Here is a 26,467-nt window from a genome sequence, read left to right on the forward strand (position 1 = left end):
ATCCGGCGATGTGACGCCACAGGAGGTATAATCCTCGCTAGCAGAAACCAGGAGGCTTATATGAGCACGCTTGTACTGGTGGAGGCAGTCACAAGCCTCGGCCCTTTACGGGACGGGGTAATTGACATAGCTGATCGAATCTGAGATCGTCACAGATCCGAGCTCTGCCCCATTCTGATAGACGGTATACGTCTCACCCTTCTGGAATGCATCGCTGGATACAGCCAGATTTCCATAGAAACGATCGGAAGTATAGCTGGCAACCGTATTGCCATCCGAATCCTTCACCTCGATCGGACCGCTCGTATCGGTAACGCTGATCTCAATCGTATAGACGGAAGAATCTGAACTGGGAGCCTGCACCATGCCGGTGCTGCCGCCAGCATACAGCGTGCCGCCGTTCACTGTGAATGTGCCATTGTAATCCAGCGCACCCTTGCCGGAATTCTCCGGTCCGTAGATTGTCACCGTACCGCCGGACATCGTCCCGGAACCATTCGTATCAATTCCATCTCCGTCTGCTGTTACCGTGATCGTTCCGCCGGTCATCGTGATCATGGATCCGTCATCCACGTCCATTCCGGTCGCAGTGCTGTTCGGATTAGTCGCATTGATGCCGTCATCCGATGCGGTAATGTCAATCACGCCGCCATTCAGGACGATACTGCATGCTTCAAGACCCTCATTGCTGGTTGTGATGGTGTAGGTGCCGCCGTCAATCGTCAGCGTATCATCCGCATGCGTGCCGTCATCTCCTGCACTCAGTTCTAAGGTGCCATCGCTGACCGTGATGCTCGCAGCAGAGTTGATGGCATCATCTGCCGCATCAATCGTCCATGTTCCGGAAATAAGCCATACTGACCCTTCTGCAGAAATGCCCTTGGACTTCATGGTTTCATCTTCTTTGGTTTCCGAAGTATCAGAAGCATCTGCTTCTGATGCTGCAGAGCCCTCCTGTGCAGAGCTCTGATCTGAAGATCCAGAAGAACTTGTATCGTTTCCAGGTGCAGCCGGCAGTTCGCCTGCAGTCCCGGAAGAACTCGAATCACTTCCAGCAGAGTTCTGGTCCGTGGTTGCAGCGCTTCCTGCATCATTGTTTCCCGGGCCCTGTCCTCCCTGGAATCCTCCGGAGGAGACCGTTCTCACGGCATTGGCACTTCCGCCTCCGGCAGTGATGTCATAGGTGCCTTCTTCTGCATACAGATTGCCCTGGACCTGAATGCCATCATCTCCCGCTGTGATCGTGATCATGCCGCCATCGAGACGGGTGTCATGGCTGGCATCAAAAGCTGCATCATTGTCTTCGCACTTGATGCCATCGCCTCCGGCGGTGATCGAGAGAATGGATTCTTTTTCATAGATCTCATCGTTAACATCGATGCCATCAGATCCGGCAGTGATTTCGAGAACCGTATTCATGATCTTCAGGGCATCATTGGCATGAATGCCATCGCCGTCTTCACTNCTGATCCGCAAGGTCCCTGAACCATTCAGAACAAGGTCATCCTTTGCATAGACTGCATGGCTGTTTCCATCTGAATCGCTGCCGCTGACCGTGATCTCGCTGGACGTGCCGGTATAGGCAGTGAGAATCGTCTTATCTGCCTGCAGAACCTGAACGGCAGGTCCCGTGGTGCTGGTGAGGGAAGCGTTATTGAAGACGAGATGAACCGTGCCGGAAGAAGCACAGTCAATCACGAAATGCCCATCATCCAGCGTACCGGAAATGACATAAGTTCCTGGAGCAGTGATCGTGATCTCGCTGCCGATGATCGATATGCCAGATCCTTCCGCCGAAGCAGACGTGCCATTCAGCGCAATCTGCACCGCGGTGCTCTCATCATAGGCTTCATCGATATCTTCCTCTTCCAGGTTTTCTGCGATCGAGGAAGCAGAAGCATCTGCAGAGGCACCAGGTACTGTTTCTGCGCTGGCCGAGCAGCCGGCAAACAGAAATGCCGCAAGAGAAGCAGAGATACCGGTTCTCAGTTTATTCATAAAGGTTTCTCCTTCATTACAGTTCAGTCGATACCGGTGCCATGAGCGTGGAACGGACCGTCAGATTCCCGTTGCGGGTTCTGATCTGATCCATGAGTTCCTTCTCCTGGTCCGGATTGTTCAGCGTGACTTCATAATGCAGTTCATAGAGAGCACCGAGATTGACGGTGCGGATCTCAGTCAGCTTGCTCTGTTTCGTATATCTGGCAAAGATATCCTGGAAGGCTTCCGCAAAGTTCAGGTCTTCCGGAATCGTGATCGTGAGAAATCTCAGACTCTGATTCTGGCTGAAGACACGCAGATGAGACAGTGCCCATCCTGCCACGCAGATCAGCAGACTGATCACGATAGAGAACGTGACATAGCCCATGCCGCATGCAAGGCCCGCTGCCATTGCCGCAAAGATCACGGCGATATCGGAAGAACGTCCTTCCATGGAACGGAAGCGGACAAGTGAGAAACTTCCGGCTACGGCAATGCCAGCGCCGAGGTTTCCGTTGACCATCATGATCACGGTCATGACAATGGCCGGAAGAATGACAATGGTCACGCAGAATGCTTTGCTTGCACGCATGGTGCTCCGATAGAACAATGCAATGATCAGCCCGCATAAGACTGATCCGCCGAAGCAGATCAGAATCTGCTGGAAAGAGATACCGGACACCGTCTGTGTCAGTATGGAAGAGAACATATGGATTCCTCGCTTTCTTGATTCAACGAAATAGATTCCGGAACAGTCGCTACTTGATCAGAGATCTGCTTCTGTTCCTGCATGGTGTAGAACGTACCGTATTTGGAAAAGCTGGAACGGAACAGCTTCATCTTCGAGAGAAGATCGCTGAGCCAGTATGGATACCTTCCGCTCAGCTTGACCTCCATCAGGATTTCTTCAGGGCTTGTCAGATACTGCTCTCTGCCGGACTCATGCAGGCTGATATGGCTGCTGCGGAAGCGGATTGCAGAATCAAATGTGATTCTGAGATCTGCTTCTTCCTTCCCGCAGAAGGCAATCCGGTGATAGGCAATGAACATCTTCGGAACTATCTTCTTTCTTCGTACCAGATAATCAATCTCGGAATAAATCTGTGTTCCGGAAGACAGATGCGGGACAACACCCTGATTCAGATAGGCATAGGCTTCTGACTCTTCCAGGGCAATCCTGCGCTTCTGTCCGGTATCCTTGAACTTCTTCTTGAGCTCGAGATAAACCGGCTGTCCTTCCTTTGGCTCGCCATAGGAACGAAGCCTCAGCTTTTCCTTGTACATCGGATGATCCAGGCAGTGAATGATCATTCCGGAATCTTCCGTATCGTAATAGATGGAATGCAGCTCGTATTCCGGATACTGATCCGGAATACGAGCTGCATTTCCGCTTCTTCCAGGAACTCCTTCATCAGACTCCTATTCATCGGATATTTATGTTCACATCTGAGAAATGTTTCAGTTTCTGTCATCTGTGCTGCTCTCCTTTCCACCTGTGATACCTGAAGGATAATTAATGATTCTGTGAACGGTCTGAGAGCAGTGTGAACTTTATCTGAATGCGTTCATTTTCTGTAAACTCTGTGCAGAAGAAAAAAACCGCGTCCGCGTATTATTCAGCTCTACATGATATTTTCCGGTGAAGAAGAAAAAGATCAGATCCGTCCTGGTTCAGAGATTCCATGTTACCATGAGGGCAGAAGCTTCCAATCTGAAAGGAATCAGCCATATGAATCATCTTCTGTTTCTGACTGGAGTAATCCTGATCTTCTGCGCCATTTTCCAGAAATTGTTCCGCCGGACCGGAGTTCCGGGTCTTTTCCTTTTCATAGCTGCCGGCATGATTTTCGGATCAGACGGTTTATTCCGGATTCCCTTCGAAAACTATGACATTGCTGGAACGCTGTGTTCCGCCGCTCTTGTTCTGATTATCTATTACGGAGGTCTTGGCACGAATCTCAAGGCAGCGCGTCCGGTTCTTGGTAAAGCCATTCTGCTTTCAGGTCTGGGAAGTCTGATCACGGCCGTTCTCGTGAGTATCTTTGCAATCCTTGTTCTCCAGATGAAAACACTGGAAGGCCTGCTTCTAGGAGCAGTGATCTGTTCGACGGATGCGGCTTCTGTCTTCTCGATTCTGCGCTCTCGCAAGATGGATCTTCGCTATGGCACCGCTTCGCTTCTGGAAGTCGAAAGCGGATCGAACGATCCGTTCTCTTATCTTCTGACCATGGTCGTACTCAGCCTGATGCAGGGAGAACAGCTTTCCGCCGGGCATATTGTGAAATTGCTCTGTCTGCAGATTCTCGTCGGTGCTCTGGTCGGCTTCCTTCTCTCCTTTGCTGCATTGCGTCTTCTGCGCTTATTCCATCTGAAAGATGCGGTTCTTACGGAAGCACTGCTTCTCGGGTTCGGTCTGCTTTCTTATGCTCTGGCAGCAGGGCTGGATGGCAACGGATATTTAGCAGTGTATATTGCCGGCATTGTGATCGGCAATCATACGATTCCTGATAAAACGGAAAGTATCCGATTCTTTCACTCCCTCACCAGTCTCATGCAGATGCTGCTGTTTTTCCTGCTCGGCCTGCTTGCTTTCCCGTCCCGTCTTCCTTCGGTTGCCTTCAGCGCCCTTCTGACTGCACTGTTTCTGACCTTTGCCGCACGTCCCGCAGCTGTCTTCCTTCTTCTGGCACCCCTGCACTGTCCGCGGAATCAGCGCCTGTTCATTTCGTTTGCAGGCATGCGCGGAGCGGCTTCCATCGCGTTTGCGATCATGGCGGTCAGTTCCGGCATCTCGCTTTCCTATGATCTCTTCCACATGGTGTTCTTCATCGTCCTGTTTTCCATCCTGGTTCAAGGATCCCTGATTCCATCTGCCGCAAGAAAGCTCGACCTGATTGATGATCAGGAAGATGTCATGGCAACGTTCAATGATACGGCGGAAGACCTGCCGGTGCAGTTCGTGCGTTTCCAGCTGCCGCAGGGACATCCGTGGGATGGCAGAATGGTCAGCGAAATCACCTTTCCTCCACAGTCCATTCTTCCCATCATCGAGCGCGGCAGCCAGCAGATCGTGCCTAAAGGAGATACCCGCCTGCAGGCAGGCGACATCCTGATTCTGTGCGGAGCAGAAGGAGGCAATGCCGACAGCAGCGGCATGCATGAGATCTGCCTCACGGCATTCCATGACTGGACCGGGAAGAAGCTCTCAGATCTTGCCCTGGAAGATGAGCTGATCATCTTCATCCGCCGCAAAGGGAATACGCTGATTCCTTACGGGGATACGGTTCTTTTGGCCGGAGATCTGCTTTATGTCATCAGCAAGCCTTCTTCTGAGGAATAAAAAAAAGAAGAACCTCTCAGTTCTTCTCAAGCCAGATCACTCTGGTATCTGAATACTGTTCCAGGGGACCGATCGTGTTGATGACATCCTGCCGGTCATAGTCCCGGGAGGCTGCAGCAACCCACTTCGAGTCGCTCTCATTGCGGCGGTAGATGATCGCAATCACGATGCCATGGAAAGTTTCAAGCGGTTCTTCCGGTCCGTATACATAGACATCCTGGAAATCGCCATCCAGAGTGCCGATGCCTTCTGCATAACCGCAGTTGCATGGGTACAGAAGATCCGGCACATGGGGATGAAAGCTTCCGCAGGGATGGTCGATCGTGATGTCAATTTCTTTTCCCAGCCATTCCTTCTGCAGCAGATATTCCATCGGCTGCGTCGGAACGCCGCCTGATTCATCCACCTCTCCGGAATTCTCAAACCCGAGTGCTTTGTAAACCGGAAGGGCCAGCACATCGGCATTCACCGTGATTTTCGAAACGCGGGCCTTTCCAGCTGCCTGCAGAAGTCTCTGAAACAGCTGCGTACCGATGCCCCGATGAACATAATCCGTATAGAACAGGCAGATATGCCAGTTCTGCGGATCGTATGCCAGCATGCCTATGAGCTTATCCTCGAACGCACCGAGATATTCCAGCAATGGTGCTCTTGCGGCAATATAGCCGTTGAGCAGTGCCCCGGCTGCGGGATTATCCGGATGTGCCCTCATGAAGACTTCTTCAGCAAGAGAAAGAGCAGAAGGGATTTCTTCCTTCTGCAGCGTTCTTACTTCCATCAGAGCCCGAGCTCCCGGTCGTACAGCGGAATATCCCCTTTCAGGAACTTCTGACCCATGTCGTCCGTATACTTCAGCACGACAACCGGAACGTCCTTGGCATGCGGAACTGCCGCATCATGGATCTTCTCGGACAGCGATTCATCAAACGAATCTGCTTCGACGATCAGCGCAAAGCTGACTGCCATGCCTGCGGTCATCTGCTTGAAATAAACCCTGCTGATTTCCGGCAGCGTCTGGCAGAGGTCATGCACTGCATTGACCAATGCGGTCGGATAGATGCGCGGCTCGCTGAAGGTCACCTGAACTCCTGCCGGAATCTCTCCGTTCTTCAGAGCTGCAGTCTCTTTCTTCTTTGCGGCCTGGACACTGTTGAGCCTGGATACCAGTGCTTTCGGCAGAACGATATTCGCTCCCATCGGATTCAGAACGATTCCCTCTGCTGCCGTCTTAGGATCATGGAAGATCGGCTCGTATTCCATCAGCGAACGGACGATATACTGGCCGTTTGTCTTGCCATCCGGCATCTTCAGCTTCTTCGCTTCTTCTTCATCCGTGAAGGCCGGGAAGAAGGATCTTCCGTCATTCGTGTTCACGAGGATGAACTTGATCTGGAGATTCTTCGGATTGTTTCCGGAGAACTGCACCGGAACGAGAAGATGAGCTTTTGAAAGCTCACTGAACATCACTGCTTCATTCTGAGGATTGCGGTTTTCCTTCAGGATTTCCAGCGCTTTCTTCAGTTCATCATTATGAATCTGATCCGCACTTACCTGGCGGAGTCTTACCTGCTTGTTCTTATTTTTTGCCATATTTCCTGCTCCCGGCTATCATTATACGCAACCCCATGCGCTTTTTCCATTATCCCTGTTCGGCGATTTCCTTCATCTGACGCAGCAGATCTGCCTTGGAAACAGCCGCTTCATCATGTCCTCTGAGATACGTGTCGAATTCCGTGACTTCCAGATAGTGAATAAAGAATGCAAGCCGCTCCGGATCATACTTGCTGTCATAGTCATAGTAATCCGGATACTCTGCATCTCCTCCGATCAGCACGCCCTCTTCCGGAATCCGGATGAAGACGCTGTCGCGGGTATGCGGACTGTCGCGCTGTTCGAGAATTGCCGTCACCCCGCCAAGATCAATCGATAGATCTCCGGCAAAGGCCACGTCCGCATGGCGGACATGAATCTTCGACAGATCCGGATACTGAACCCGGATATGCTCATCGCAGAACGGAATATCCTCTCCTGTCTCCAGTCTCTTCTGCATGGATTCTTCATTCCATTTCCATTTCATGACTTCCCTCAGCTTCCGATCTGTCAGAGAAGAAGCGATGACCGGGCACTGCATCGCATCCAGCCCGAAGGTATGATCCCAGTGCCAGTGCGTCAGCACCGCGAGGTCCGGCTTCTGAAAGCCTGCCTGCTGCAGTTCCTTCTGAAAGGAGATCGTAGCTTCCGGGGCATTACCGGCATCGATCTGCAGAGTCAGACGATCGCCGCTGATCATGTAGAGATATGGCTCATCCGTGCGATCATCATGCATGAGATAGTGAATCCGTGTCGTGAAAGTTTCCATATGAGTTCCTCTTCTCCAGTATAATAATCCGGAGAGGTACCCTTATGAAACGAATCACCTGGAATTCCCCGGTTGTGCTGACATTTGCGCTGGTCTCCGGCATCGTGCTGATTCTCGGCATGATCACCGGTTCTTCGTTTACCAGCAGATATTTCATGATCTATTTCACGTCCTGGAATGATCCGCTGTTCTATCTGCGCCTGTTCACGCATGTCCTGGGACACGCAAGCCTCGAACACTATGCCAACAACATGATGATCTTTCTGCTCGTCGGTCCTCTTCTGGAAGAAAAATACGGATCGAAGCGCCTGATCGAGATCATCGCTCTGGTCAGCGTGATCACCGGTCTGATCCATATCCTGCTGTCTCCGAATACCGGACTGTTAGGAGCCAGCGGCGTGGACTTCGCATTCATCCTGCTGGCTTCGGTCACCGGAAGCCGGTCGGGCAATGAAATTCCTCTGACGCTGCTGATTGTCGCCATCATCTATCTTTCCCAGCAGATCTATGCCGGCGTGACTGCCAGCGACAACATTTCTCAGCTGACTCATATCATCGGCGGTGCGATCGGTGCGGTCTACGGCATGTCCGTGAAGCCTTCCAGGAGGTAGCCATGTTCGACTACAAACATGCGGTCATCTATCAGATCTGGCCGAGATCCTTCCAGGATTCCGACCGCAACGGAATCGGCGATCTCAGCGGCATCCGCTCCAGACTGGATTATCTTTCTGATCTCGGCATTGATGCGATCTGGCTCTCTCCGGTCTACGCCAGCCCGAATACGGATTACGGCTATGATATCAGCGACTATTATGCCGTGAATCCCGAATACGGAACGATGGAAGACCTGAAGCTTCTGATCAGAGAAGCGAAAGAACGTCATATTGCCATTCTGATGGACTTGGTTGCTAATCACACCAGCACCCGGCATCCCTGGTTCCAGGAAGCCCTGAAGAACCCGGACAGTCCTTACCGGGACTGGTATATCTTCCGGAAAGGAACGGTTTCCTCTCCGCCGAACAACTGGCTTTCCTTCTTCGGAGTGAGTGCCTGGCAGAAAGCAGAAGACGACATGTGGTATCTGACGCTGTATACCGAGCAGCAGGCAGATCTCAACTGGCGCTGTCCGGAAGTACGGAAAGAAATCGCGAAGATCGTGAACTTCTACCTGGATCTCGGCGTGGAGGGGTTCCGTCTTGATACGATCAATACGATCGACAAAGATCCGGATTTCCCGAGTCAGAATCCGGAGAAGAAAGGTCTTCAGTTCCCGGGAAATCTGGTGCTTGACCGGCCGATGGTAAAACAGTGGCTGAAAGAACTGGAAGAAGAATCCTGGGGCAGACGGGATGCCTTTGCGCTTGGCGAAGGCGTCATGACCACAGAAGCCTCTGTGAAAGAATACTGCGGCAATGGCAAGCCCCTGCAGATGATGTTTCAGTTCGATACGGTCTGCTTAGGCTATGGAGAACTTGGAAAATATGATCCGCGGAAGCTGTATCTCATCACGAATCAGCAGTTCAAGCAGGTGACCAGGAAATGGATGACTGCTCAGCAGAGGGATCATACGTGGCTTGGCAACTATCTGTCCAACCATGACCATAAACGGCATCTGGATCGCTTCGGCAATGATGGAAAATACCGGGTCCGCAGTGCCGAAATGCTTGCACTGTACAATTTCACTCTGTATGGAACACCTTTCATCTATCAGGGTGAAGAGATCGCAATGACGAACCCGAAACTGAAGAAACAAGACTGGCGGGACTATGAAGCATTTCATTCCAGCAAGGCGATGACCGAGATCCTTCATATTCCTCCATTTCTTGCTGAGAAGATCACGTCATTCGTAGACCGCGATAATGCGCGCACTCCCATGCAGTGGTCCGACCAGAAGAATGCCGGCTTCACCGAGGGAGTTCCATGGATTCAAGTCAATCCGGATTATCCGGCCTGGAATGTAAAGAGCGAGCAGGCCGATCCGGACAGCGTGCTGAATTTCTATCAGGCACTGATCCGCCTGCATCATGAACACGAAGCCCTGTGCACCGGTTCCTGGCGGGAACTGATTCCGGATCACCCGCATGTGCTTGCCTATGTGCGGGAAAATGAAGAAGAACGTCTGACTGTGATTCTCAATCTCAGCAGACATGCTCAGAAAGCAGTACTGCCGGAAAACGAAATTGTTCCTTCCGAAGACCTGCTGACCAGCACAGTACCAAGGGCACTGACTGCAGAGATGAAGCTGCTGCCTTATGAAGCTCATCTCTTCCTGCACAGAAAACATCATTCATGATCCGGGCATATTCTGGGGTAGTATCATACAGAGGGGGAAAAGTATGCGGGTTTTTGAAGGATTTCAGAAGGGCATCAATCTTGGCGGATGGATCTCTCAGTATTCTGTTTTCGATGAAGAGCACTTCAAAACGTTTATCACAGAAGAGGATATCCATACCATCGCAGAGCTCGGTTTTGATCATGTGCGTGTTCCTGTGGACTATTCGGTGCTGGAAGACGAGGAAGGAAATTTCCTGGAAAGCGGATTCTGCCATCTGGCGGACTGCCGGAGATGGTGTGAAGCCTATGGCCTGAATATGCTGATCGATCTGCATGAATGCTACGGCTATTCATTTGATCCGCTCAAGAAGGATATGGATCGCAGGCGGTTCTTCTACGATGAATCGCTTCAGCAGCGCTTTCTGAATCTGTGGAGGGAAATTGCGGTGCGGTTTGCTCCCTGGCAGAATCAGATCGCATTTGAGCCTCTGAACGAAGTAGTTCTTCCGGAAGTGTCTGATGCCTGGAATGACCTTGCCGGACGGTATATCCGCATGATGCGCACCATCGTTCCGGAAAGCTATCTTGTGGTGGGCGGTGTCCGCTACAACAATGTTCTGAGCGTCCCTCTGCTGGATCTGCCGGCGGATGACAGACTGGTATACAATTTTCACTGCTATGAGCCGATGATTTTCACCCATCAGGGTGCCTACTGGGTGGATGGCATGCCTTCCGATTTCCGGATCGGCTACCCGAAAACGTTAAAGGAATACAAAGAAGCAGGTTCCCGCCTGGCTGCGGATCTTGCCGGCGCAGTATATGCAGAAGGAATCCGGGACATCGGCACAGGCTTTTTTGAGGATATCTTTGCTCCGGCAGTCCAGAAGGCGGAGCACGACAATGTTCCGCTCTACTGCGGTGAATATGGCGTAATCGATCTGGCAGATAACCATGATAAGATCCGCTGGCTGCGCGATATTCACAAGGCTTTCCGGGAATTCGGAATCGGTCATGCGCTCTGGAATTACAAGGAGAAAGATTTCGGCCTGCAGGATGAGCGGTTCTCCGAAATCCGGGACGAATTCATCTCAACTCTCAGCAATTGACGGAATCCTCCGCTTCAATGCAGGTGACTGAGGAATTAACTCTGCATCATTTCCAGCGCCCTGCAGGCTTGCAAACGCACTATTCCTGCCTTCCCTTCGGATAACGATGACAGATTCTCGAGTGTTTTGACGTCACAGACAGGATCTTTTTCTATGCATCAGCGAATATGAATTCTCTTAAGCCAGAAGCGGAATCCCAGCCGTCGTTTCCATCCTTTCTCGCTGATGAATACAATCTATTCTGAAGATGCTGCTTCTCTTTCCGTTCTTTGCAAGACAGTTTCGACTGGAATTTCCGAAAAGAAGAACTGCCTGTCCGATTATTCTGTCATCCGGGCAAGCAGTTCTTCTGCGATCTGATCTGCATCCTGAACACCGAGATCGTAATACTTCTGCAGGATCTTCTGATTTCTGGTGGCGGAGCCTAAGTCCTCATCATGGTCCGGCATCAGGATCATCGCTCGATTCTGCTCCTTCAGCCGGAAGGCAAGCTGCACCTCCTCTTCGTGAATCATATCGCACTTCATGATCCCGCTGAGAATGGCAGGATACTCTTTCAAGGCATGCCGATAGAAGGAATTCTCCTTTCGCCTTTTCACTTCATGAGGCCAGTGATGAACCAGGACGATGACCAGAAAACTGCACCCTTTCGAAAGTGCTCTGGCGATCGGCAGCGGATCGCTGACACCGCCATCAGAATAAGGAACTCCGTCGATGAAGACCGGTCTGCAGGCAATCGGAATCGCGCAGCTTGCCTTGATTGCATCATAATGATTCAGAGACATCTGATGCTTGGAGAAATAAACTGCTTCCCCCGTATCGCATCGTGTTGCGACCACCTCCAGCTCTGCAGGATCCTGCATCATCCTCGGAAAGTCAATCGGATCCTTTCCATGGGTCGTAGCGAGATCATCATAGATATAATCCAGGCCGAAATACTGCCGGTACTTCAGATAGGATCGGAGACTCAGAAAAGCAGGATCCTGGCTGTAGTCATGATAGAACCGGTAGTTCCGCTTCAGCTGATGAGCCTGAAAGGTCACGAGATTTGCTCCGCCGGCACTTGCCCCTGCCCCATAGTCAAAATGGATGCCTAGCTCAAGAAAGCGGTCAAGAACCCCTGCCGAATAGATTCCCCTCATTCCTCCGCCTTCGACGACAATTCCTGTTTTCATTTCTTCAGAATCCTCTTCATGATCAGATCCAGTTTCTCCGGATAATGCTTCTGAAGATATTTCCAGAAGAATAAGAACGACAGCACGATGATCACAATCATGACGGCAAGCGAGATCCAGAAATACCGGGATCCCGGCTGGCTGATATTCTCGCCGATCACCGTGGTGGCAATCACGGTCGGAGCCATGCCGGTCAGTGTTCCGATCAGATATTGAGCATAATTCAGATGCTCGGTGCCGAGAAACATCGAAACCAGATCCATCGGCAGCTGCAGCATCCTGAGCATATAGGTCGTAAACGTCTGATTGTCTGTCTGAATTTCCTTGATTTCCTGAATTGCACTGGAATCGGAGAAGAACTTCGAGATCTCGCTTTCGCCATGCCTGCGGCCGAGCAGATACGGAATCGTGGTTGCGACAGCTATGCCGAGAAAATTCACCACCAATGCAAGACCAGTCGAGAACAGATGTCCCGACGCAATCATCAGCAGCGGCACCGGGAAGAACACGGTCAGGGACTTCAGCCCGTAGAACGCCAGCATCACAAGTGCTGCCAGAAACGGATTCTCCGGGGTATACCGCAGAATATCGTCCAGAGAGATGTCCAGTGCCTGAGTTAGTATGAAAAGACCGGCCAGAATGGCCAGAAAAATCAGACCTTTGCGCACGATCCTGCGGATCTGCGGCTTTTTTTCTTCAGGAATATTCCAGTTCACAATACGGATTATAATCATCTCTGGCAAGGTTCCGATAGACAATTGCCACCATCTGTCCCGTTGGCATCAGGACGTTAACGGAATATTCTGTTTATGTTCACAGAGAAATCACAATCTCTGCTTATAGTAATACCTGCATCAAAGGAAAAAAGAAGGAGTGATCTGCATGAGCGAAAGAAATACCACATGGAAATGCCCGGAATGCGGCACCATCAATGAAGGCAGATTCTGCACCAACTGCGGAACTGCGCGTCCGGAAGAACATACAGCTGAACCGAAGACCGTGAACGCGGAATATGTGCATAAGGAAGTACCGCCGACCTTCACGGCTCCGGCAAAGAAATCCCCGAAGAAGTCTCATCATCCGGCGGTGACCATCCTTGCTGCAGCGGTCGTAGGGCTGGCGGCAGGATTCGGAGGCGGATACCTGGCAGTGCAGTCGGCCGGAACCAGCTCCGGCGGCACAACCGTCGTCACGAAGGAAGTGACTTCCGATGCCAGTGCCATGTCGACAGATTCCACGTCCGGAACCATCGCGGCAGTCGCTGCGAAAGCAGCCCCTTCCGTGGTTGAGATCCAGACGGAAACCACTACAACGACCTATGGTCTGTTCGGCGGAACTTATACCAGCGAAGCCGCAGGCTCCGGCGTCATCATCTCAGACGATGGCTACATCATCACGAACAACCACGTCATTGAAGGCGCAAATTCGATTACCGTCCGGACGTATGATGATAATACGTATACGGCTACCCTGGTCGGCACTGACGGCAAATCTGATATCGCTGTCATCAAGATTGACGCTGCCGGTCTGACAGCTGCGACCATCGGCGATTCCAGCACGATTCAGGTCGGCGATACCGCAGTTGTCATCGGCAACCCGCTGGGCACACTCGGAGGAACCGTCACGAATGGCATTATCTCCGCGACTGACCGTGAGATCACGATCAACAACGAGTCGATGAATCTGATCCAGACCAACGCTGCCATCAATAACGGCAACTCCGGCGGCGGTCTGTTCGATGGCAATGGCAATCTCATCGGCATCGTCAACGCGAAGGACTCCGGTGTTCTGAGTTCCGGTGCGACGATCGAAGGACTTGGCTTTGCAATTCCGATCAATGAAGCAATGGATGTTGCAACCCAGCTGATCGAGAATGGCTATGTGACAGATCGTGCTACTCTCGGTGTCACGCTGCAGACGCTGACCCAGGATTACGGAAACTATCCAGCTGGTCTCTATATTGCAAGTGTCACGCCGGGCGGAGGCGCAGAAGCAGCCGGCCTGCAGACATATGACCGCATCATCAAGGCCGATGATCAGGAGGTGAGTTCCTATACCGAACTCTCCGCAATCCTCAGCAAGAAGAGTGTCGGCGATACGCTGAAGCTCACCGTCGTCCGCGATGGTCAGGAGATGGAGTTCAATGTCACGCTGACCGCGCCGATCCACAATACGGAAAACTCCAACGGCTGAGATTCCCGAAGAAAAAGTTCCTGCATGCAGGAACTTTTTTCTGGTTTCTCAGGATTGCTTTTCCATTGAACGGGAAGCGACGAGATTCGCATCCGTTCCTAAGAAGTTCCTGACAATGATATCGCTGACCTTGATCGGTGCCTGGACCGTGGTCTTCCGGACCTGTTTCATCGCTTCCTGCATCTGATCCAGCGGAATTTCCTTGTCCGTGATCACCGGCAGCACTCTGAGACGGGCCCCTTCAATGCGGACAGTCGTCGTCAGGATCCGCATCGGCCTTGTCGTTTCCTGAGCAGCGTACTGCTTTCCCTTGTCGCAGGAAAATCCTCGGATCTCCTTCACCTTTCCATCTTCCAGCGTCACCGTGATGCGGCAGCCTTTCGGACAGTTGACGCAGACAAGTTCTTTCTGTTCCATCACTGATCCTCCTTCACTTCGACCGTCAGACTTTCTTTCAGACCGCTGAGCTGTTTTCCGGCCAGCACGAGCTGTTCCATCTCAGAAGGAACCAGCTTTTCCTTATGAACCTGACGGATGATCTGGTCCCCGGAGCGGACGATGATCGTTCCGGCATCCATCGGTTTACGCACGCGGAAATAGAATTCAATGATCGGCGGCAGCTGATCCGGATGCAGAAGACCCGGCACAACATAGCCGACATTCTCTCCCGGCAATGCAGAGATTCCTTTTCCGGAAGACGTTTCCTGCTTCAGATAGCGGGCCGCACCCTCAGCAGCCTTGGCCGCCTGATGCGTCACGAAGTCGACAAGATCATGGACATGCAGGCCATTGCCGCAGGCAAAGACGCCCTGGATGCTGGTCATATAATTCTCATCCACGACCGGTCCCTTCGTGCGGGGATCCATTACGATTCCGGCTTCATCGCCCAGATGATTCTCCGGAATCAGGCCGACGCTGAGCAGCAGCGTATCGACATCGAAATACTGCTCGGTACCCGGAATCGGCTTCCGGTCTTTTCCGACTTCGGAAAGCTCAATTCTCTCCAGACGGTCATGACCGTAGATATGCGTAACCGTATGGCTCAGATACAGCGGAATGCCGAAGTCCTCGAGACACTGCTTCATATTGCGGGGCAGACCATTGGAATAAGGCATCAGCTCGGCAACGCCGTATACCTTTGCTCCTTCCAGGGTCATGCGCCTTGCCATGATCAGACCGATGTCGCCTGATCCGAGAATGAATACTTTCTTCCCGACCAGATATCCGTCAATGTTCAGATAGCGCTGTGCCTGTCCGGCCGTATAGATGCCGGAAGGACGTTCACCCGGAATCTCGACCGCTCCTCTGGAGCGTTCATAGCATCCTACCGCAAGGATCACCGCATCCGCAGTGATCGTCACATATCCTTCTTCCGGATTCACGTATTCGATTCTCCGGTCCGGATACAGGCGGACCACCATCGTATTCAGTCTGATTTCGACGTTCAGGTCTCTCGCCTGATCTTCAAAGCGTTCTGCATAAGCCGGTCCGGAGAGCTGTTCATGAAAGGTCTGAAGACCGAAGCCATTATGGATGCACTGATTCAGAATGCCTCCTGCTTCTGCATCTTTTTCCAGGACGATGACATCCTCAATACCGAGCTGCTTCAGACGTACGGCTGCAGCCAGACCTGCGCTGCCGCCGCCGATTACTGCTGCCTGATAGTGTTTCATCAGCGGTTCACCTCTTCCAGGATCTTCGAATCCTTCTGATCCAGCACGACTTCCAGCGGCGAGATGTTCAGTTCTCTTGCCAGAATCTCCACGACTCTCGGTTCGCAGAAGCCGCCCTGGCATCTGCCCATGCCCGGACGCACGCGTTTCTTGACGCCCTTGACGGTAGTCGCTCCGCATACGGCATGGATGCAGTCCACGATCTCGCCTTCGCTGATCTGCTCGCAGCGGCAGATGATCCTTCCGTACATCGGGTTCTCATGGATCTTCTCGGCCCGCTCTTCCGGAGTCAGCTCTGCCATGACCAGCGGTCTTTTCCTGGTCATAATGGCATCCGGATTCTCTTTCAGGTCGAGCATATGAGACACGAAGTGCTCGATCACATATGCTGAAATCGCAGGTGCACTGGCCAGGCCGGGCGATTCAATCGATGCGACATTGATGAAATTCTTCGCATCCTCCGGTTCTTCAATGATGAAATCGCTGCTGGAGCTCGAAGGACGGAGTCCTGCGAAATTGCGGATGCTCTTATTGAACGGAGCCGTCCGCATCACCCGCAGGATATGTTCCCGGACATAGTCCAGTCCCTGGAATGTGCTGCCGGTATCGACGGTGTTCTCCACATAGGTGCTGTTCGGTCCGATCAGCGTATTGCCGTAGACCGTCGGCACCGCCAGCACGCCTTTGCCTTTGCTGGAAGGCACCGGGAATACGGTATGCTTCACATAATGCACATCATTATCGATGACGAAGTATTCGCCCTTCTTCGGCGTCATCTTAAATGAAGGTCTGCTGACCATCGCACAGATCTGATCTGCACTGACGCCTGCCGCATTGATCACGACTTTCGTCTGATAATCATGATCCGGAGTATGGACCACATATCCATGATCCGTCTTATCAATAGAAGTCACTTCCGAATTCAGATGCAGCTCTGTGCCGTTCTTCACTGCAACCTGCGCGCATGCAATCGCTACTTCCCATGGATAGATATTCGCGGTAGTCGGAAAGCTCAGCACTTTAGTCACGCTGTCATTGAGATTCGGTTCTTCTTTTCTTGCCTCATCGCCGCTCAGCCATTCATACGGAATATTTCTGCGTTTTGCCCGATCTGCCAGAATCTCCAGATGTGCTTCCTCTTCCGGAGAGGTTGCGGCAATGAATGCACCATTGACCTGGTACTTGCAGCCAAGATCCCTGCAGAGCTGCTCATACATTCTCGCACCTCTGACATTCAGCTCTGCCTTCAGAGTTCCGTCAGCCGGATCATATCCGGTATGAACAATTGCAGAATTTGCCATGGTAGCTTCATCCGCAATGTCATTCTCCCGGTCCAGGACCGCAGTCTTCAGCTGATAGCGGGACAAGTCTTTTGCCAGCATCGTGCCGGTAATCCCTGCTCCGATAATTACTGCATCATACATAGACTATGAAGTTTCTCCCTTCTCATGAAACCGCTTACTTCTGAATTCAGTATAGCACGGGAATGCCTTCCGGAAACTCATTTTGCAATTCCGGTTTCAGCACTTCTGAGGCAGAAAGAACGGAATTTCCGATTCAGTTCTCAGTATTTCCTGTTTCCGGCTCCGTACCCGTCCCTTCGGTCTGAACCTGTGCGGCTGTATCCGGCACTGCAGTCGGCTCAGGAACAGCACTTGGAACCGGCGTCGGATCGATGACACAGGAAGTCTGATTCTCCACGTGATAGCCGGGATTGCAGACGCAGGAGCCGGTGCTGCTGTCATACGTGCCAGCATTGCTGCAATCCGGAGTCGGCACAGTGGCAGGAGCCGGGGTCTCTACAGGAGTCGGAGTTGGGGTCGGAGCAGGCGCAGAAGTCTCCGGAACAGACACAGGCTGTTCCGTCTGCTCCGGTGCGGGAGTCCAGTCTGAAGCAGGATCTTCCGTGAATGTCTCTTCATTCAGCGGATTGATCTGGATCAGCCCATCCGGTACGCCGATTACCGTCGGAATCGAAGCTAATGGCTTCGGACGATCATCCTCAGTAATCCATGCATGCGTGCGGATATAGAAGAACAATGCCTCCAGTCCTTCGGAAGAAAGATGCAGTCCATCTGAAACGGTATAGCCATCCCTGGCATATCCGGTCGAAGCGTCTTTCAGCGTTTCCGAAGAGTTCAGGAACTTCCATCCGTATTTCTGACACATTTCCGCGATCGCTTTGTTATAGGCATCAATCTGCTTCATCGAGACATTCGGATACTGATTGACTCTGCCGATCGGCGGTATGGAATTGATGATGATATCGGCACTCGGATATGCACTCTCAACCGCCTCGATCTGGGCAGTATACCGGGTTATGAAATCCGAGGCATCTGTGCTAGTACCGGAGAGGTTGTTCGTTCCGAACGTGATGATCACGCGCTCCGGCTGCAGAATCTTCACGGACTGGGGCATCGTATATCGTCCGGTTGAAAAGTCCATGCATGGCAGCGTGGAGATTGCATCGATGCCCATCCCCACTACCCCGATCGTATTATTCAGTTTCGTGAACGTATTTCCTTCGGAGTCCGTGACTTTCAGAAATCTTGCAGTGTTGGAATCGCCGAGAAACAAGGTGCTGTCGACGTAATCCTTTCCTGCATCTTCGGTTTCCGGAAGAAGCGTTCCATCAAATTCGCCTTCCTGGATTATTTCAGCTGATGCGTCTGAAGAAGGCACTGCGGAAGCCGAAGGAAGTGCTGTTTCCCGGGCATTTCTATGCTTGAAATTCCGCACGGAAATCAGAACCAGAAAAACGGCTATGAGGATAGCCAGGATTAGAATGATCAAGCCAGCTGGTTTCAGCTGATATTTCTTTCCGTGAGCATGGAATTCAATCGGTTTCATAATGTTTCAGAGGAGGAGAAGCGTTCTGCAGCATCCCGGAAGGCTCCTTGAATGACCAGTTCTATGCGTTCTCCGAGTTCTGCCGGTTCTTCTTTCATGCCTTTTCCGATCCAGTCGAGCACGAGACCGACAAATGCATATTTATAGAAATCCGAGATGAAGTCCTGATCTTCTTCAGAGATCTTCAGGTCTGAAGATACTTCTCTGACCACAGCTGCCAGCAGGACTTTCGTTCTTGCCAGGAGATATCCGGTAAGCTGTTCCCGGTTGCGGCTGTGATAGGTGCTCATCACGAAGTCCTGATTCTCAAGCACATACCCGAAGATATCCTGGAGCCCATTCTGCCAGGTCGTATAAGTCTTCTGATTGCCGAGAACGGAAGCAGCTTCGCTGTCGAAGATAAATTCCACCAGATCATTGATGTCGCGGAAGTGGTAATAAAAGGTCTGACGATTGACCCCGCACTGAAGGCAGAGCTGGCTGACCGTGATCCGGTCGATCGGCATACGCGATGCCATTTCCTTCAGCGTGTGTGCTAATGCTTTCTTTGTCACATCAGACATTCCGGTTTCCTCTTGCATTTCTATTTTACCGGTTTCCGGGGATTTAGGAAACGGGCGGAGTAATCCGGTTTACTTTCCGGATCAACATGAATATGATATTGAACAAGGACTGAGGTCCGGAATCAGATGGGGTGCAATGATGGCAGCGGAAAACACAGAAGAACAGAATAACCGGAGCGACGAAGCACTTGCCACGATCGGGGAAGCGTACTACCGCGGTCTCGGGGTCAAAGTGAATTACAGTGAAGCGTTCCGCTATTATAAGAAGGCAGCAGAGATGGGAAACATTCCTGCCCTGCGCCGGATGGGCTCCTGCTATGAGCTCGGCCGCGGCGTGAAGAAGAATATGGCAGAAGCACTCTCCTGCTATGAAGACGCAAGTGCCAGGGGAGATGTCACGGCCACCTATAAGGTCGGAGACTTCTACTGGAATGGTGTCCAGTCTCTTCTTCAGAAAGACGTGCAGAAAGCGGCTGATTACTATATTGAAGCCTTCCAGCTTCTGCAGGCAGCCAATGATGTCTGGAATGCGCCGGATGTCTACCTGCGGATTGCTGACTGTCTTTACAATGGCATCGGCACCGATGTGGATTACCGGAATGCTTATGATTTCTACTGCTCTGCAACGGATGGATTCATGGACCGGATGGATGCCGGTGACATGGAGTGTGAAGATCTTCTGGAACGGGCAGAAAAAGGAGAAGAACTCTGCCGTACCAAACTGGGGCTGAAAGAAGATGGCCCCGGAAATATTCAGGCTTGAAGTACATGCCGCATAGAAGATGCGGCATTTTCTTTCTGGGGCGCAAACAATGACAGGAACCCGCTCCGAGGAATCCTGCAGAGTCCATTGTGCTTCTGAAATCTCAATCAGAGAAACAGATTCAGCAGCAGGCTGCGTTAACTTTTACCAGTGTAGAGTTCCAAGGCCTCTGACAGTAAGCATTGGCTAATATTTGCCTGCATCATCAATCGCTCATCATCAGATGAAATCGGAAGAAGAAACAAGGAGCAGTCCGGAATCATGGTGCCAGGGCAAAGAAAAAGCCCATGATCATGGACTTTTTCAGTTATGGCGCAGGAACAGGGATTTGAACCCTGGCACCCTGTTACAGGTCTACAAGCTTTCCAAGCCTGCCCCTTCAACCACTTGGGTATTCCTGCAATGGTCTCATGCTCCTTATCAGGCGCTAAGTTAGTATACCGCAAACACTTTCAAAGCACAACCGCAAATTTCATGCGTTCCAGGGCCCCATCTGATCAGGTGCATTGATATAAAATCATCCAGATGGTACAGCTCATTCAGATAGTACGGTTAATACAGAGATGTGAAAGGAAGACACATGTTCTTACTGAATATTCAGAGCAAAGTGCCGATCTTTGACCTGACAGGAACCAAGCCGGGGTTTTCACATTTCTCAAAGCTCCGGCTCTTTGATCTCCTGGAACCTTGAAAGAATCAGTCCAGATCCACGATATTCCGTACTCCGGATTCCTCTTCGCTGTAAGTACAGGAGATAGAGTCTCCCGTTTTCAGGAAGGCAGCCTTTGCGGCATTGTCTTCCGATAGATCCAGACGATAGATTGCAGAACCATCGCTGAGGAACACCACCGTATTGCCGTTGAGCTCAACCTGATTCAGATCTCTGATGACAAAGGAGATCGTTTTCAGCGTATCTGCAGATGATCCGCCTACCTGTTTCAGAAGCTGCGCGATGGCACTGGCTGGTTCTTTTTCAGCCTTTGCAGTATAGACCTGCTGATAGTCCTGCGCATCCACCATCGCATACATCTTGATCAGCCCTGCGCTGTCTTTCAGAGACAGCAGATAGACTGGTTTCCCGCCAGCATTGATCAATGTCGGGAACGTGGAAACATAGCCATAGTTCAGCACTTCTCCTTCTGCACTTGCCATGACTGCGGTTTCGGTTGCACAGCTGACGGCAGTGTACTGAGCTTCATGGGTTCTGAGGTCTACCAGCATGAATCCGAGATTGGATTCATCGCTTGCGGCACTGGTCATGCCGGTATAGAGCCAGATATCTCCGTCTTTCGAGATGTAGTTATAGCCCTCCGAAGTCTGAATGACTCCTTCCTGTCCGAACAGAGAATTCCAGAATCCTTTCTGATATTTCCCATAATCATTCAGTTCTTCATTGATCAGCGATTCCGGGAATACCCGATCTACCCAGGAAGGAACCTCAGAGAGGTCATAACGTTCAGAACTTCCATCAGTCGGATCATACAGAATCACGCCGGTAACCTTTTTCATTGCAGTGAATCCGGTAAACGTATAAGTCGTGCAGACATAATACGGATTGCCATCATCATCGACTTCAAACGTCGGCGATCCGAACAGCACCGTCGGATAGGCAAATCTCAGGCGGCGGTAAAGATTGTCATTGAAGTAGGCAGAAGGCACATATTTCATCTTCTGGCTGAGCCGCTGAAGCCTGGCATTTCCGGTTGTCGTATTCACGAGAATGTAGCCAGGAACTCCTTCTGCGGCATTTCGGAAATATTTGATCAGGCCGCTGTAGGCGAGCGGCGTCACCCGGTAGGTTCCTCCTTCATAGGAAATCTGACTGTATTCGCTGCTCACATTAAACTGGGAAACAAGATCGGTCATTTCGCCCATGACTTTGTCTCCGACGAGCTGCGCGCTTTCCCGATCAATGACTGCAGTTTCCGAGAAATTGAAGGAAGGGATCTCTGAGAAGCTGACAGAATCGACCGAGATCCTCTCGGCATAGGCATGCGAGCGAAACAGAGGCGAACAGAAGAGATCAATGAGTGCCCAGCAGATTGCAAACCCCGCAAGAGCAATGAAAAAATACTTCAGATCAGAATATCGAGGTTCAGATAGCCCTTCTCCCTGATTGTTTCCTCTCCGTTTTCCTGACCCCTTTGCGCTGATCAGCGGTTCCTTCCGGAACAGGGTCAATCCGGTGAAAATCATCAGCCAGGCAAAGAGCCAGAAGCGGAACGAATGCACATTGATTGGAGGATGAAAAAAGTAGAACCAGCCGATGCAGTCCAGAACTAGCAGAATGCCGGAAAGGATCCGATTCCGCTTTTCTGCGTAGAGGCCATAAATGAGTACTGCAATCGCAGCTGCTGCCATGCCCATAAAGAAACCCCCTATATATTTTAATCATAACCCGGAAACCGAAATTTCCCCGAAACTCATGGTAAAATGCACGTAAAGGAGCCACCATGGACAAGGACGCAAAAACAATTCTCTGGAAAATCTGGCTGTTCATCTCCATTCTCACTGCTGGATTCAGTTTCTTTTTTGCAGTGATCGGCCTCATCTCATTTCTGAAGCAGCCCCAGTCCGGAGATATTCCGGCAATTTTCCTGCTTGCCGCAGTCGGAGCATTCTTCTTCTGGACATTTCTCAGGACCAGAAAGAGCCTGAAGGCACTCTAGGAGAATCAGAAACAGAACATTCAGGATTCCGGCAGCTCAGCAGCTTCCGGAATATCTCCTTCATAGGTCTGAGAATACGAAAGTGTCACGGTCGAACCCGGACCGACATGGTTGTAAAGCCACACCAGATCTCCGAGCGCCAGGCGGATGCAGCCAAGCGAAGCAGGCGTTCCGAGTTTTTTATATTCTTCAACTTCCAGCGTATCCCGGCTCATCGAATAATACGGAACACAATGAAACAGGATCGCATCATAGATCGTGATATACGCAGGCGTATATACTCCGCCATACAGGCTGTGCCACCCTGCACCGCGCTCTGTTCCGAGGGTTACGGTCTTTTCATCCGAATATCCGGACCAGCTCCCGTAGCAGCTCCGGTCTTTTCCTGGCGAGCATAATAAAGCTCTGATGAGAGTACCATCCTGGTCATAGACAGCCGTCACGCCCTGATTCATATAAACGATTACATTTACCACCGCATCAGATCCGACGCAGCCAAGGGCAGTGCCATCTGCAGATGGATCGCTTCCGTAAAGCGGATCCGTAGGATCCCAGTCACCGAGGACAGATGGAAGCGAAGTATTTTCCGGGACAGAAGTTTCAGCAGGAGTCGCTGTCGGGGTTGCAGAAGGCTCCGCAGCCGGAGCCTCAGGTTGATGAGCGGAGCAGCCGCTCAGAAGAGCAGCGCATAGACAGGTGATGCAGATGGTCCGAATGTGCATATCGTTATCCTCAGCGAAAGCCGTCCTCATTCTACCAGGAAAAAGAAAGCAGAAAAAGAAAAAAAGATCCGGAAGTCCTGCGACCTCCGGATCAATGAAATCAGAAATAATGATTACTTAGCGTAGTCAGCAGCACTCTGCCCAGCGATTCTGCCGAATACGACGAAGTCTGCGACTGCGTTTCCGCCCAGACGGTTTGCACCATGCACGCCGCCCGTCACTTCGCCTGCTGCGAACAGTCCCGGAATCACGCTCGAATCTGCTTTCTCTACTTCTGCAGAAGAATCGATCTTCAGGCCGCCCATCGTATGATGGACACCCGGCTGTACCAGGATCGCATACATCGTGCCTTCCAGCTGATGGTTGAATGAGGTTCTGCCGAAATCCGGATCGCTCTCATTGGCAACGCATGTATTCCAGTCATCAATCGTCTTTGTCAGCGTATCAGCGTCAACACCCATCGCTGCAGCCAGATCTGCGACCGTATCGCCCTGAACCGTCCATCCCTTGGTTACATAGCCCTGGATGACCGTCGAAGCATCATACATCGACTGGTCGACAATCAGCCATGCCTGTCCGTCTGTCTGCGCATTCTCGTCTGCACTGACCTTGTCTCTCGTACCGACTTCATCCGTGAAGCGGGATCCTTCCTTGTTCACGAGAATTGCACCATCTCCGCGGAGTCCTTCCGTGATCAGGTTTGCACTGCCATCATCTGCGACATGGACTGTCGGATGAAGCTGGATCTGATCCATATCTACCGTCGCTGCTCCGACATCCTCTGCCGTTGCCATCACGATGCCCTGGCCCTGTGCGCCCGGTGCGTTCGTCGTGATATAGCCGTCCAGTGCCGGATTCTGCTCTGCAACCATCGCATTGTTTGCACCAAACCCGCCGGTAGCTAATACCACTGCCTTCGCATTGACGGTCAGCGTGGAACCATCCTTCTGCTCTGCCTGAACCCCGGCTGCCTTGCCATCCGACATCAGAATCTTATTCGCTGTTGTGTTGTAATGAACCGTGATGCCTCTGTCCTCGACATTCTGCGTCAGAATCGGAACCAGATAAGCCCCGACTGCGACGGTCTTGCCCTCGTCATTGACCGGACGGTGAATCCGCTTGACGCTTGCGCCGCCGAACTGTGCGACGTTGTGCAGAGATGCACCGATCGTATCCAGCCAGTCAATCGCATCTGCGCTGTTCTCGCAGAGCGTCTTCACCAGTTCTGGATCATTGATGCCCTTGCCGCCGATCATCGTATCCAGTTCAAACAGCTCGGTGGAATCGAAGTATCCCTGCGGATCTGCCTGGTATGCATCCCACTGTTCCTGAACTGTCTTGGCCAGAGCACTGATCGTCTCATTGTCTGCATATTTCTCTGCTGCCGTCTTCAATGTCTTCTCGACTCCGGCTGCTTCATCGAAGTCATTGTCATCCTGGTAGACGGTCTTAGCCGCATTCATGCCGCCGGTCGAACGTACGGAGTTGCCGCCGCCCATTGCCTGGCTTTCCAGAATGATGACCGACTTGCCTGCATCCGCTGCCGTGATTGCGGCAACCATGCCCGCTCCGCCGGCACCGACTACGACAACATCTGCTTCTTCCGTGACATCTCCGGCTGCGGTTGCAGCAGAGACTGCGGTCTTGTAATCATCCGGATTCAGTCCTGCGGAAGTCAGAGCTGCAGCTGCTGCTTCCAGAACTGCATCACTGGTAACCGTAGCACCGGAAACCGTATCAACTCCGATACTTCCGGAATCCTTGATCTCCTGTGTCATCGTCTCCATCGCAGTATCGCCGATGCCCGGAGTCTCATCCTTGCCTTCAATCGATACGTCTGTGATCTTGGAATCTGTCAGCGTCAGCGTGACGGTAACATCTCCGCCCTTGCCCTGGGCAGTTCCTTCGAACGTTCCGGATACACCGCTTCCGCCAGCAGTCTGATAGTCATCCGGATTCAGTCCTGCAGABTTCAGTGCTGCAGCTGCTGCTTCGAGGACCGCATTGCTGGTCACCGTAGCACCGGAAACCGTATCTACACCGATCGTACCGGAACTCTTGATCTCCTGCGCCATGGTCTCCATCGCAGTATCACCGATTCCCGGAGTCTCATCTTTGCCCTCAATTGATACGTCTGTGATCTTGGAATCTGTCAGCGTCAGCGTGACGGTGACATCTCCGCCTCTCCCCTGAGCTGTTCCGGAATAGGTTCCCGAAACACCGGAACTGCCGGAAGAACTCATCTGGCCGGACACCAGGCTGAATACCAGGCATACTGCCAGGACGATTGCTGTAATAACCAGCGAACGTCTGCTTTCCTTCTCCATATTTCCTCCCTTTGCCTCTGCAGATCACGTCTGCTTTGCACGTGAAATACTATCATTGAACTGCTTTTTCGTACACAGTTTTTACGATGAAATCTGCATGGAAACACACAGAAAATGCCTGTTCTGAGCATTCTCTCAGAAAGCAGGACTGCGCTTCAGGTTCTCAATGAAAAACATCCTCTGTCCGAACCATATCTGCATGCATATTCATGCATGTGAAAACGCGGTCATAAGTCTGGAAACTGGCGAACTATTATATGTTAAGAAACCAGTATTTTTATTATGGTTTCCTGGAAACCAATAGTTGGCCGGGATCATTTCCCGGCGCTGTCTTCTTGGTCATTATATTAGCAGATATTTCCGTTTCCGGAACTGAAAATAATCTTTTATTTCTGCGTTATTCTGAAAGAGCATTTTTTTCGGATTAAAGCGTTCTGAACTCAGATCTTCCTGGAAATTTCCGGATTATGAAC

General features: G+C 51.6%; 24 protein-coding genes and 1 tRNA gene. 7 read left to right on the top strand and 18 right to left on the bottom strand.

Annotated elements, in window-relative coordinates; genetic code table 11:
* Positions 1–105: 105 nt before the first annotated feature.
* From FYJ51_RS08075 to FYJ51_RS08090, 4 genes are read right to left on the bottom strand one after another with little or no spacing between them, the layout of a single operon-like run.
* The gene (locus tag FYJ51_RS08075; protein WP_154504828.1) at positions 106–1,998 is read right to left on the bottom strand and encodes a carbohydrate-binding domain-containing protein; all 1,893 of its coding nucleotides are present in this window, start codon (positions 1,996–1,998) and stop codon (positions 106–108) included.
* 16 nt (positions 1,999–2,014) lie between these two features.
* The gene (locus FYJ51_RS08080; protein ID WP_154504830.1) at positions 2,015–2,689 is read right to left on the bottom strand and encodes a DUF4956 domain-containing protein; all 675 of its coding nucleotides are present in this window, start codon (positions 2,687–2,689) and stop codon (positions 2,015–2,017) included.
* A complete protein-coding gene (locus FYJ51_RS08085) occupies positions 2,671–3,291 on the bottom strand; it encodes a polyphosphate polymerase domain-containing protein (RefSeq protein WP_235897257.1) in 621 nt (206 codons plus the stop codon). The genes FYJ51_RS08080 and FYJ51_RS08085 overlap by 19 nt, the downstream gene beginning before the upstream one ends.
* Positions 3,288–3,452: a hypothetical protein gene (locus FYJ51_RS08090; protein ID WP_154504834.1), complete on the bottom strand. Its 165-nt coding sequence runs from the start codon at positions 3,450–3,452 to the stop codon at positions 3,288–3,290. Before FYJ51_RS08090 ends, FYJ51_RS08085 begins: the two co-directional genes overlap by 4 nt.
* A 167-nt stretch (positions 3,453–3,619) precedes the next feature.
* On the opposite strand from FYJ51_RS08090, the gene FYJ51_RS08095 reads away from it, so the two are divergent.
* The gene (locus tag FYJ51_RS08095; protein WP_154504836.1) at positions 3,620–5,320 is read left to right on the top strand and encodes a potassium/proton antiporter; all 1,701 of its coding nucleotides are present in this window, start codon (positions 3,620–3,622) and stop codon (positions 5,318–5,320) included.
* 16 nt (positions 5,321–5,336) lie between these two features.
* On the opposite strand, the gene FYJ51_RS08100 is transcribed toward FYJ51_RS08095, so the two are convergent.
* Genes FYJ51_RS08100 through FYJ51_RS08110 form a run of 3 tightly spaced genes read right to left on the bottom strand, consistent with a single transcriptional unit; the run spans position 5,337 to position 7,679 of the window.
* Complete coding sequence (locus FYJ51_RS08100; protein WP_154504838.1) at positions 5,337–6,098, bottom strand: GNAT family N-acetyltransferase; 762 nt, start codon at positions 6,096–6,098, stop codon at positions 5,337–5,339.
* Entirely contained in the window at positions 6,098–6,910 is an 813-nt protein-coding gene (locus FYJ51_RS08105) for an enhanced serine sensitivity protein SseB C-terminal domain-containing protein (protein ID WP_154504840.1), read from the bottom strand. Before FYJ51_RS08105 ends, FYJ51_RS08100 begins: the two co-directional genes overlap by 1 nt.
* Before the next feature lie 49 nt (positions 6,911–6,959).
* On the bottom strand, positions 6,960–7,679 hold the full coding sequence (locus FYJ51_RS08110; protein WP_154504842.1) for an MBL fold metallo-hydrolase: 720 nt from the start codon (positions 7,677–7,679) through the stop codon (positions 6,960–6,962).
* A 44-nt stretch (positions 7,680–7,723) separates the two neighbouring features.
* On the opposite strand from FYJ51_RS08110, the gene FYJ51_RS08115 reads away from it, so the two are divergent.
* From FYJ51_RS08115 to FYJ51_RS08125, 3 genes are read left to right on the top strand one after another with little or no spacing between them, the layout of a single operon-like run.
* On the top strand, positions 7,724–8,290 hold the full coding sequence (locus FYJ51_RS08115; RefSeq protein ID WP_154504844.1) for a rhomboid family intramembrane serine protease: 567 nt from the start codon (positions 7,724–7,726) through the stop codon (positions 8,288–8,290).
* A gap of 2 nt (positions 8,291–8,292) precedes the next feature.
* Positions 8,293–9,972: a glycoside hydrolase family 13 protein gene (locus FYJ51_RS08120; protein WP_154504846.1), complete on the top strand. Its 1,680-nt coding sequence runs from the start codon at positions 8,293–8,295 to the stop codon at positions 9,970–9,972.
* A 43-nt stretch (positions 9,973–10,015) separates the two neighbouring features.
* Positions 10,016–11,059: a glycoside hydrolase family 5 protein gene (locus FYJ51_RS08125; protein ID WP_205946251.1), complete on the top strand. Its 1,044-nt coding sequence runs from the start codon at positions 10,016–10,018 to the stop codon at positions 11,057–11,059.
* Positions 11,060–11,379: 320 nt separating this feature from the next.
* Here FYJ51_RS08125 and FYJ51_RS08130 read toward each other — a convergent pair whose 3' ends face one another.
* Complete coding sequence (locus tag FYJ51_RS08130; RefSeq protein ID WP_154504850.1) at positions 11,380–12,234, bottom strand: patatin-like phospholipase family protein; 855 nt, start codon at positions 12,232–12,234, stop codon at positions 11,380–11,382.
* Positions 12,231–12,968, bottom strand: a complete 738-nt coding sequence (locus tag FYJ51_RS08135; RefSeq protein WP_154504852.1) for a TVP38/TMEM64 family protein — start codon at positions 12,966–12,968, stop codon at positions 12,231–12,233. The genes FYJ51_RS08130 and FYJ51_RS08135 overlap by 4 nt, the downstream gene beginning before the upstream one ends.
* Before the next feature lie 148 nt (positions 12,969–13,116).
* Between FYJ51_RS08135 and FYJ51_RS08140 the strand changes: the two genes are divergently transcribed.
* A complete protein-coding gene (locus FYJ51_RS08140; RefSeq protein WP_154504854.1) occupies positions 13,117–14,427 on the top strand; it encodes a trypsin-like peptidase domain-containing protein in 1,311 nt (436 codons plus the stop codon).
* A 48-nt stretch (positions 14,428–14,475) separates the two neighbouring features.
* Here the strand turns inward: FYJ51_RS08140 and FYJ51_RS08145 are convergent, their stop codons facing one another.
* From FYJ51_RS08145 to FYJ51_RS08165, 5 genes are all read right to left on the bottom strand, one after another.
* Positions 14,476–14,844, bottom strand: a complete 369-nt coding sequence (locus FYJ51_RS08145; RefSeq protein ID WP_154504856.1) for a DUF1667 domain-containing protein — start codon at positions 14,842–14,844, stop codon at positions 14,476–14,478.
* Complete coding sequence (locus FYJ51_RS08150; RefSeq protein ID WP_154504858.1) at positions 14,844–16,100, bottom strand: NAD(P)/FAD-dependent oxidoreductase; 1,257 nt, start codon at positions 16,098–16,100, stop codon at positions 14,844–14,846. The genes FYJ51_RS08145 and FYJ51_RS08150 overlap by 1 nt, the downstream gene beginning before the upstream one ends.
* On the bottom strand, positions 16,100–17,524 hold the full coding sequence (locus tag FYJ51_RS08155; protein ID WP_154504860.1) for an NAD(P)/FAD-dependent oxidoreductase: 1,425 nt from the start codon (positions 17,522–17,524) through the stop codon (positions 16,100–16,102). The genes FYJ51_RS08150 and FYJ51_RS08155 overlap by 1 nt, the downstream gene beginning before the upstream one ends.
* A 133-nt stretch (positions 17,525–17,657) precedes the next feature.
* Positions 17,658–18,950, bottom strand: a complete 1,293-nt coding sequence (locus FYJ51_RS08160; protein ID WP_154504862.1) for an SGNH/GDSL hydrolase family protein — start codon at positions 18,948–18,950, stop codon at positions 17,658–17,660.
* Positions 18,947–19,513 carry a TetR-like C-terminal domain-containing protein gene (locus FYJ51_RS08165; RefSeq protein WP_154504863.1) on the bottom strand — a complete coding sequence of 189 codons (567 nt, stop codon included), beginning with the start codon at positions 19,511–19,513 and terminating at the stop codon, positions 18,947–18,949. The genes FYJ51_RS08160 and FYJ51_RS08165 overlap by 4 nt, the downstream gene beginning before the upstream one ends.
* 136 nt (positions 19,514–19,649) lie before the next feature.
* Here FYJ51_RS08165 and FYJ51_RS08170 point away from each other — a divergent pair, with 136 nt between their 5' ends.
* Positions 19,650–20,276: a tetratricopeptide repeat protein gene (locus FYJ51_RS08170; protein ID WP_154504864.1), complete on the top strand. Its 627-nt coding sequence runs from the start codon at positions 19,650–19,652 to the stop codon at positions 20,274–20,276.
* Positions 20,277–20,586: 310 nt separating this feature from the next.
* Here the strand turns inward: FYJ51_RS08170 and FYJ51_RS08175 are convergent.
* Both FYJ51_RS08175 and FYJ51_RS08180 read right to left on the bottom strand, forming a co-directional pair.
* Positions 20,587–20,677, bottom strand: a tRNA-Ser gene (locus FYJ51_RS08175).
* Between the two features lie 295 nt (positions 20,678–20,972).
* Positions 20,973–22,643 carry a hypothetical protein gene (locus tag FYJ51_RS08180; protein ID WP_154504865.1) on the bottom strand — a complete coding sequence of 557 codons (1,671 nt, stop codon included), beginning with the start codon at positions 22,641–22,643 and terminating at the stop codon, positions 20,973–20,975.
* Positions 22,644–22,729: 86 nt separating this feature from the next.
* Between FYJ51_RS08180 and FYJ51_RS08185 the strand changes: the two genes are divergently transcribed.
* The gene (locus tag FYJ51_RS08185; RefSeq protein WP_154504866.1) at positions 22,730–22,945 is read left to right on the top strand and encodes a DUF1129 domain-containing protein; all 216 of its coding nucleotides are present in this window, start codon (positions 22,730–22,732) and stop codon (positions 22,943–22,945) included.
* A gap of 20 nt (positions 22,946–22,965) precedes the next feature.
* Here the strand turns inward: FYJ51_RS08185 and FYJ51_RS08190 are convergent, their stop codons facing one another.
* Complete coding sequence (locus FYJ51_RS08190) at positions 22,966–23,667, bottom strand: L,D-transpeptidase family protein (RefSeq protein WP_105303289.1); 702 nt, start codon at positions 23,665–23,667, stop codon at positions 22,966–22,968.
* Between the two features lie 113 nt (positions 23,668–23,780).
* Positions 23,781–25,994, bottom strand: coding sequence for a flavocytochrome c (locus FYJ51_RS08195; protein WP_235897258.1), 2,214 nt, complete (start codon positions 25,992–25,994; stop codon positions 23,781–23,783).
* Positions 25,995–26,467 lie beyond the last annotated feature (473 nt).

This window comes from Stecheria intestinalis (genome assembly GCF_009696165.1).
Taxonomy (GTDB): Bacteria; Bacillota_I; Bacilli_A; order Erysipelotrichales; family Erysipelotrichaceae; genus Bulleidia; species Bulleidia intestinalis.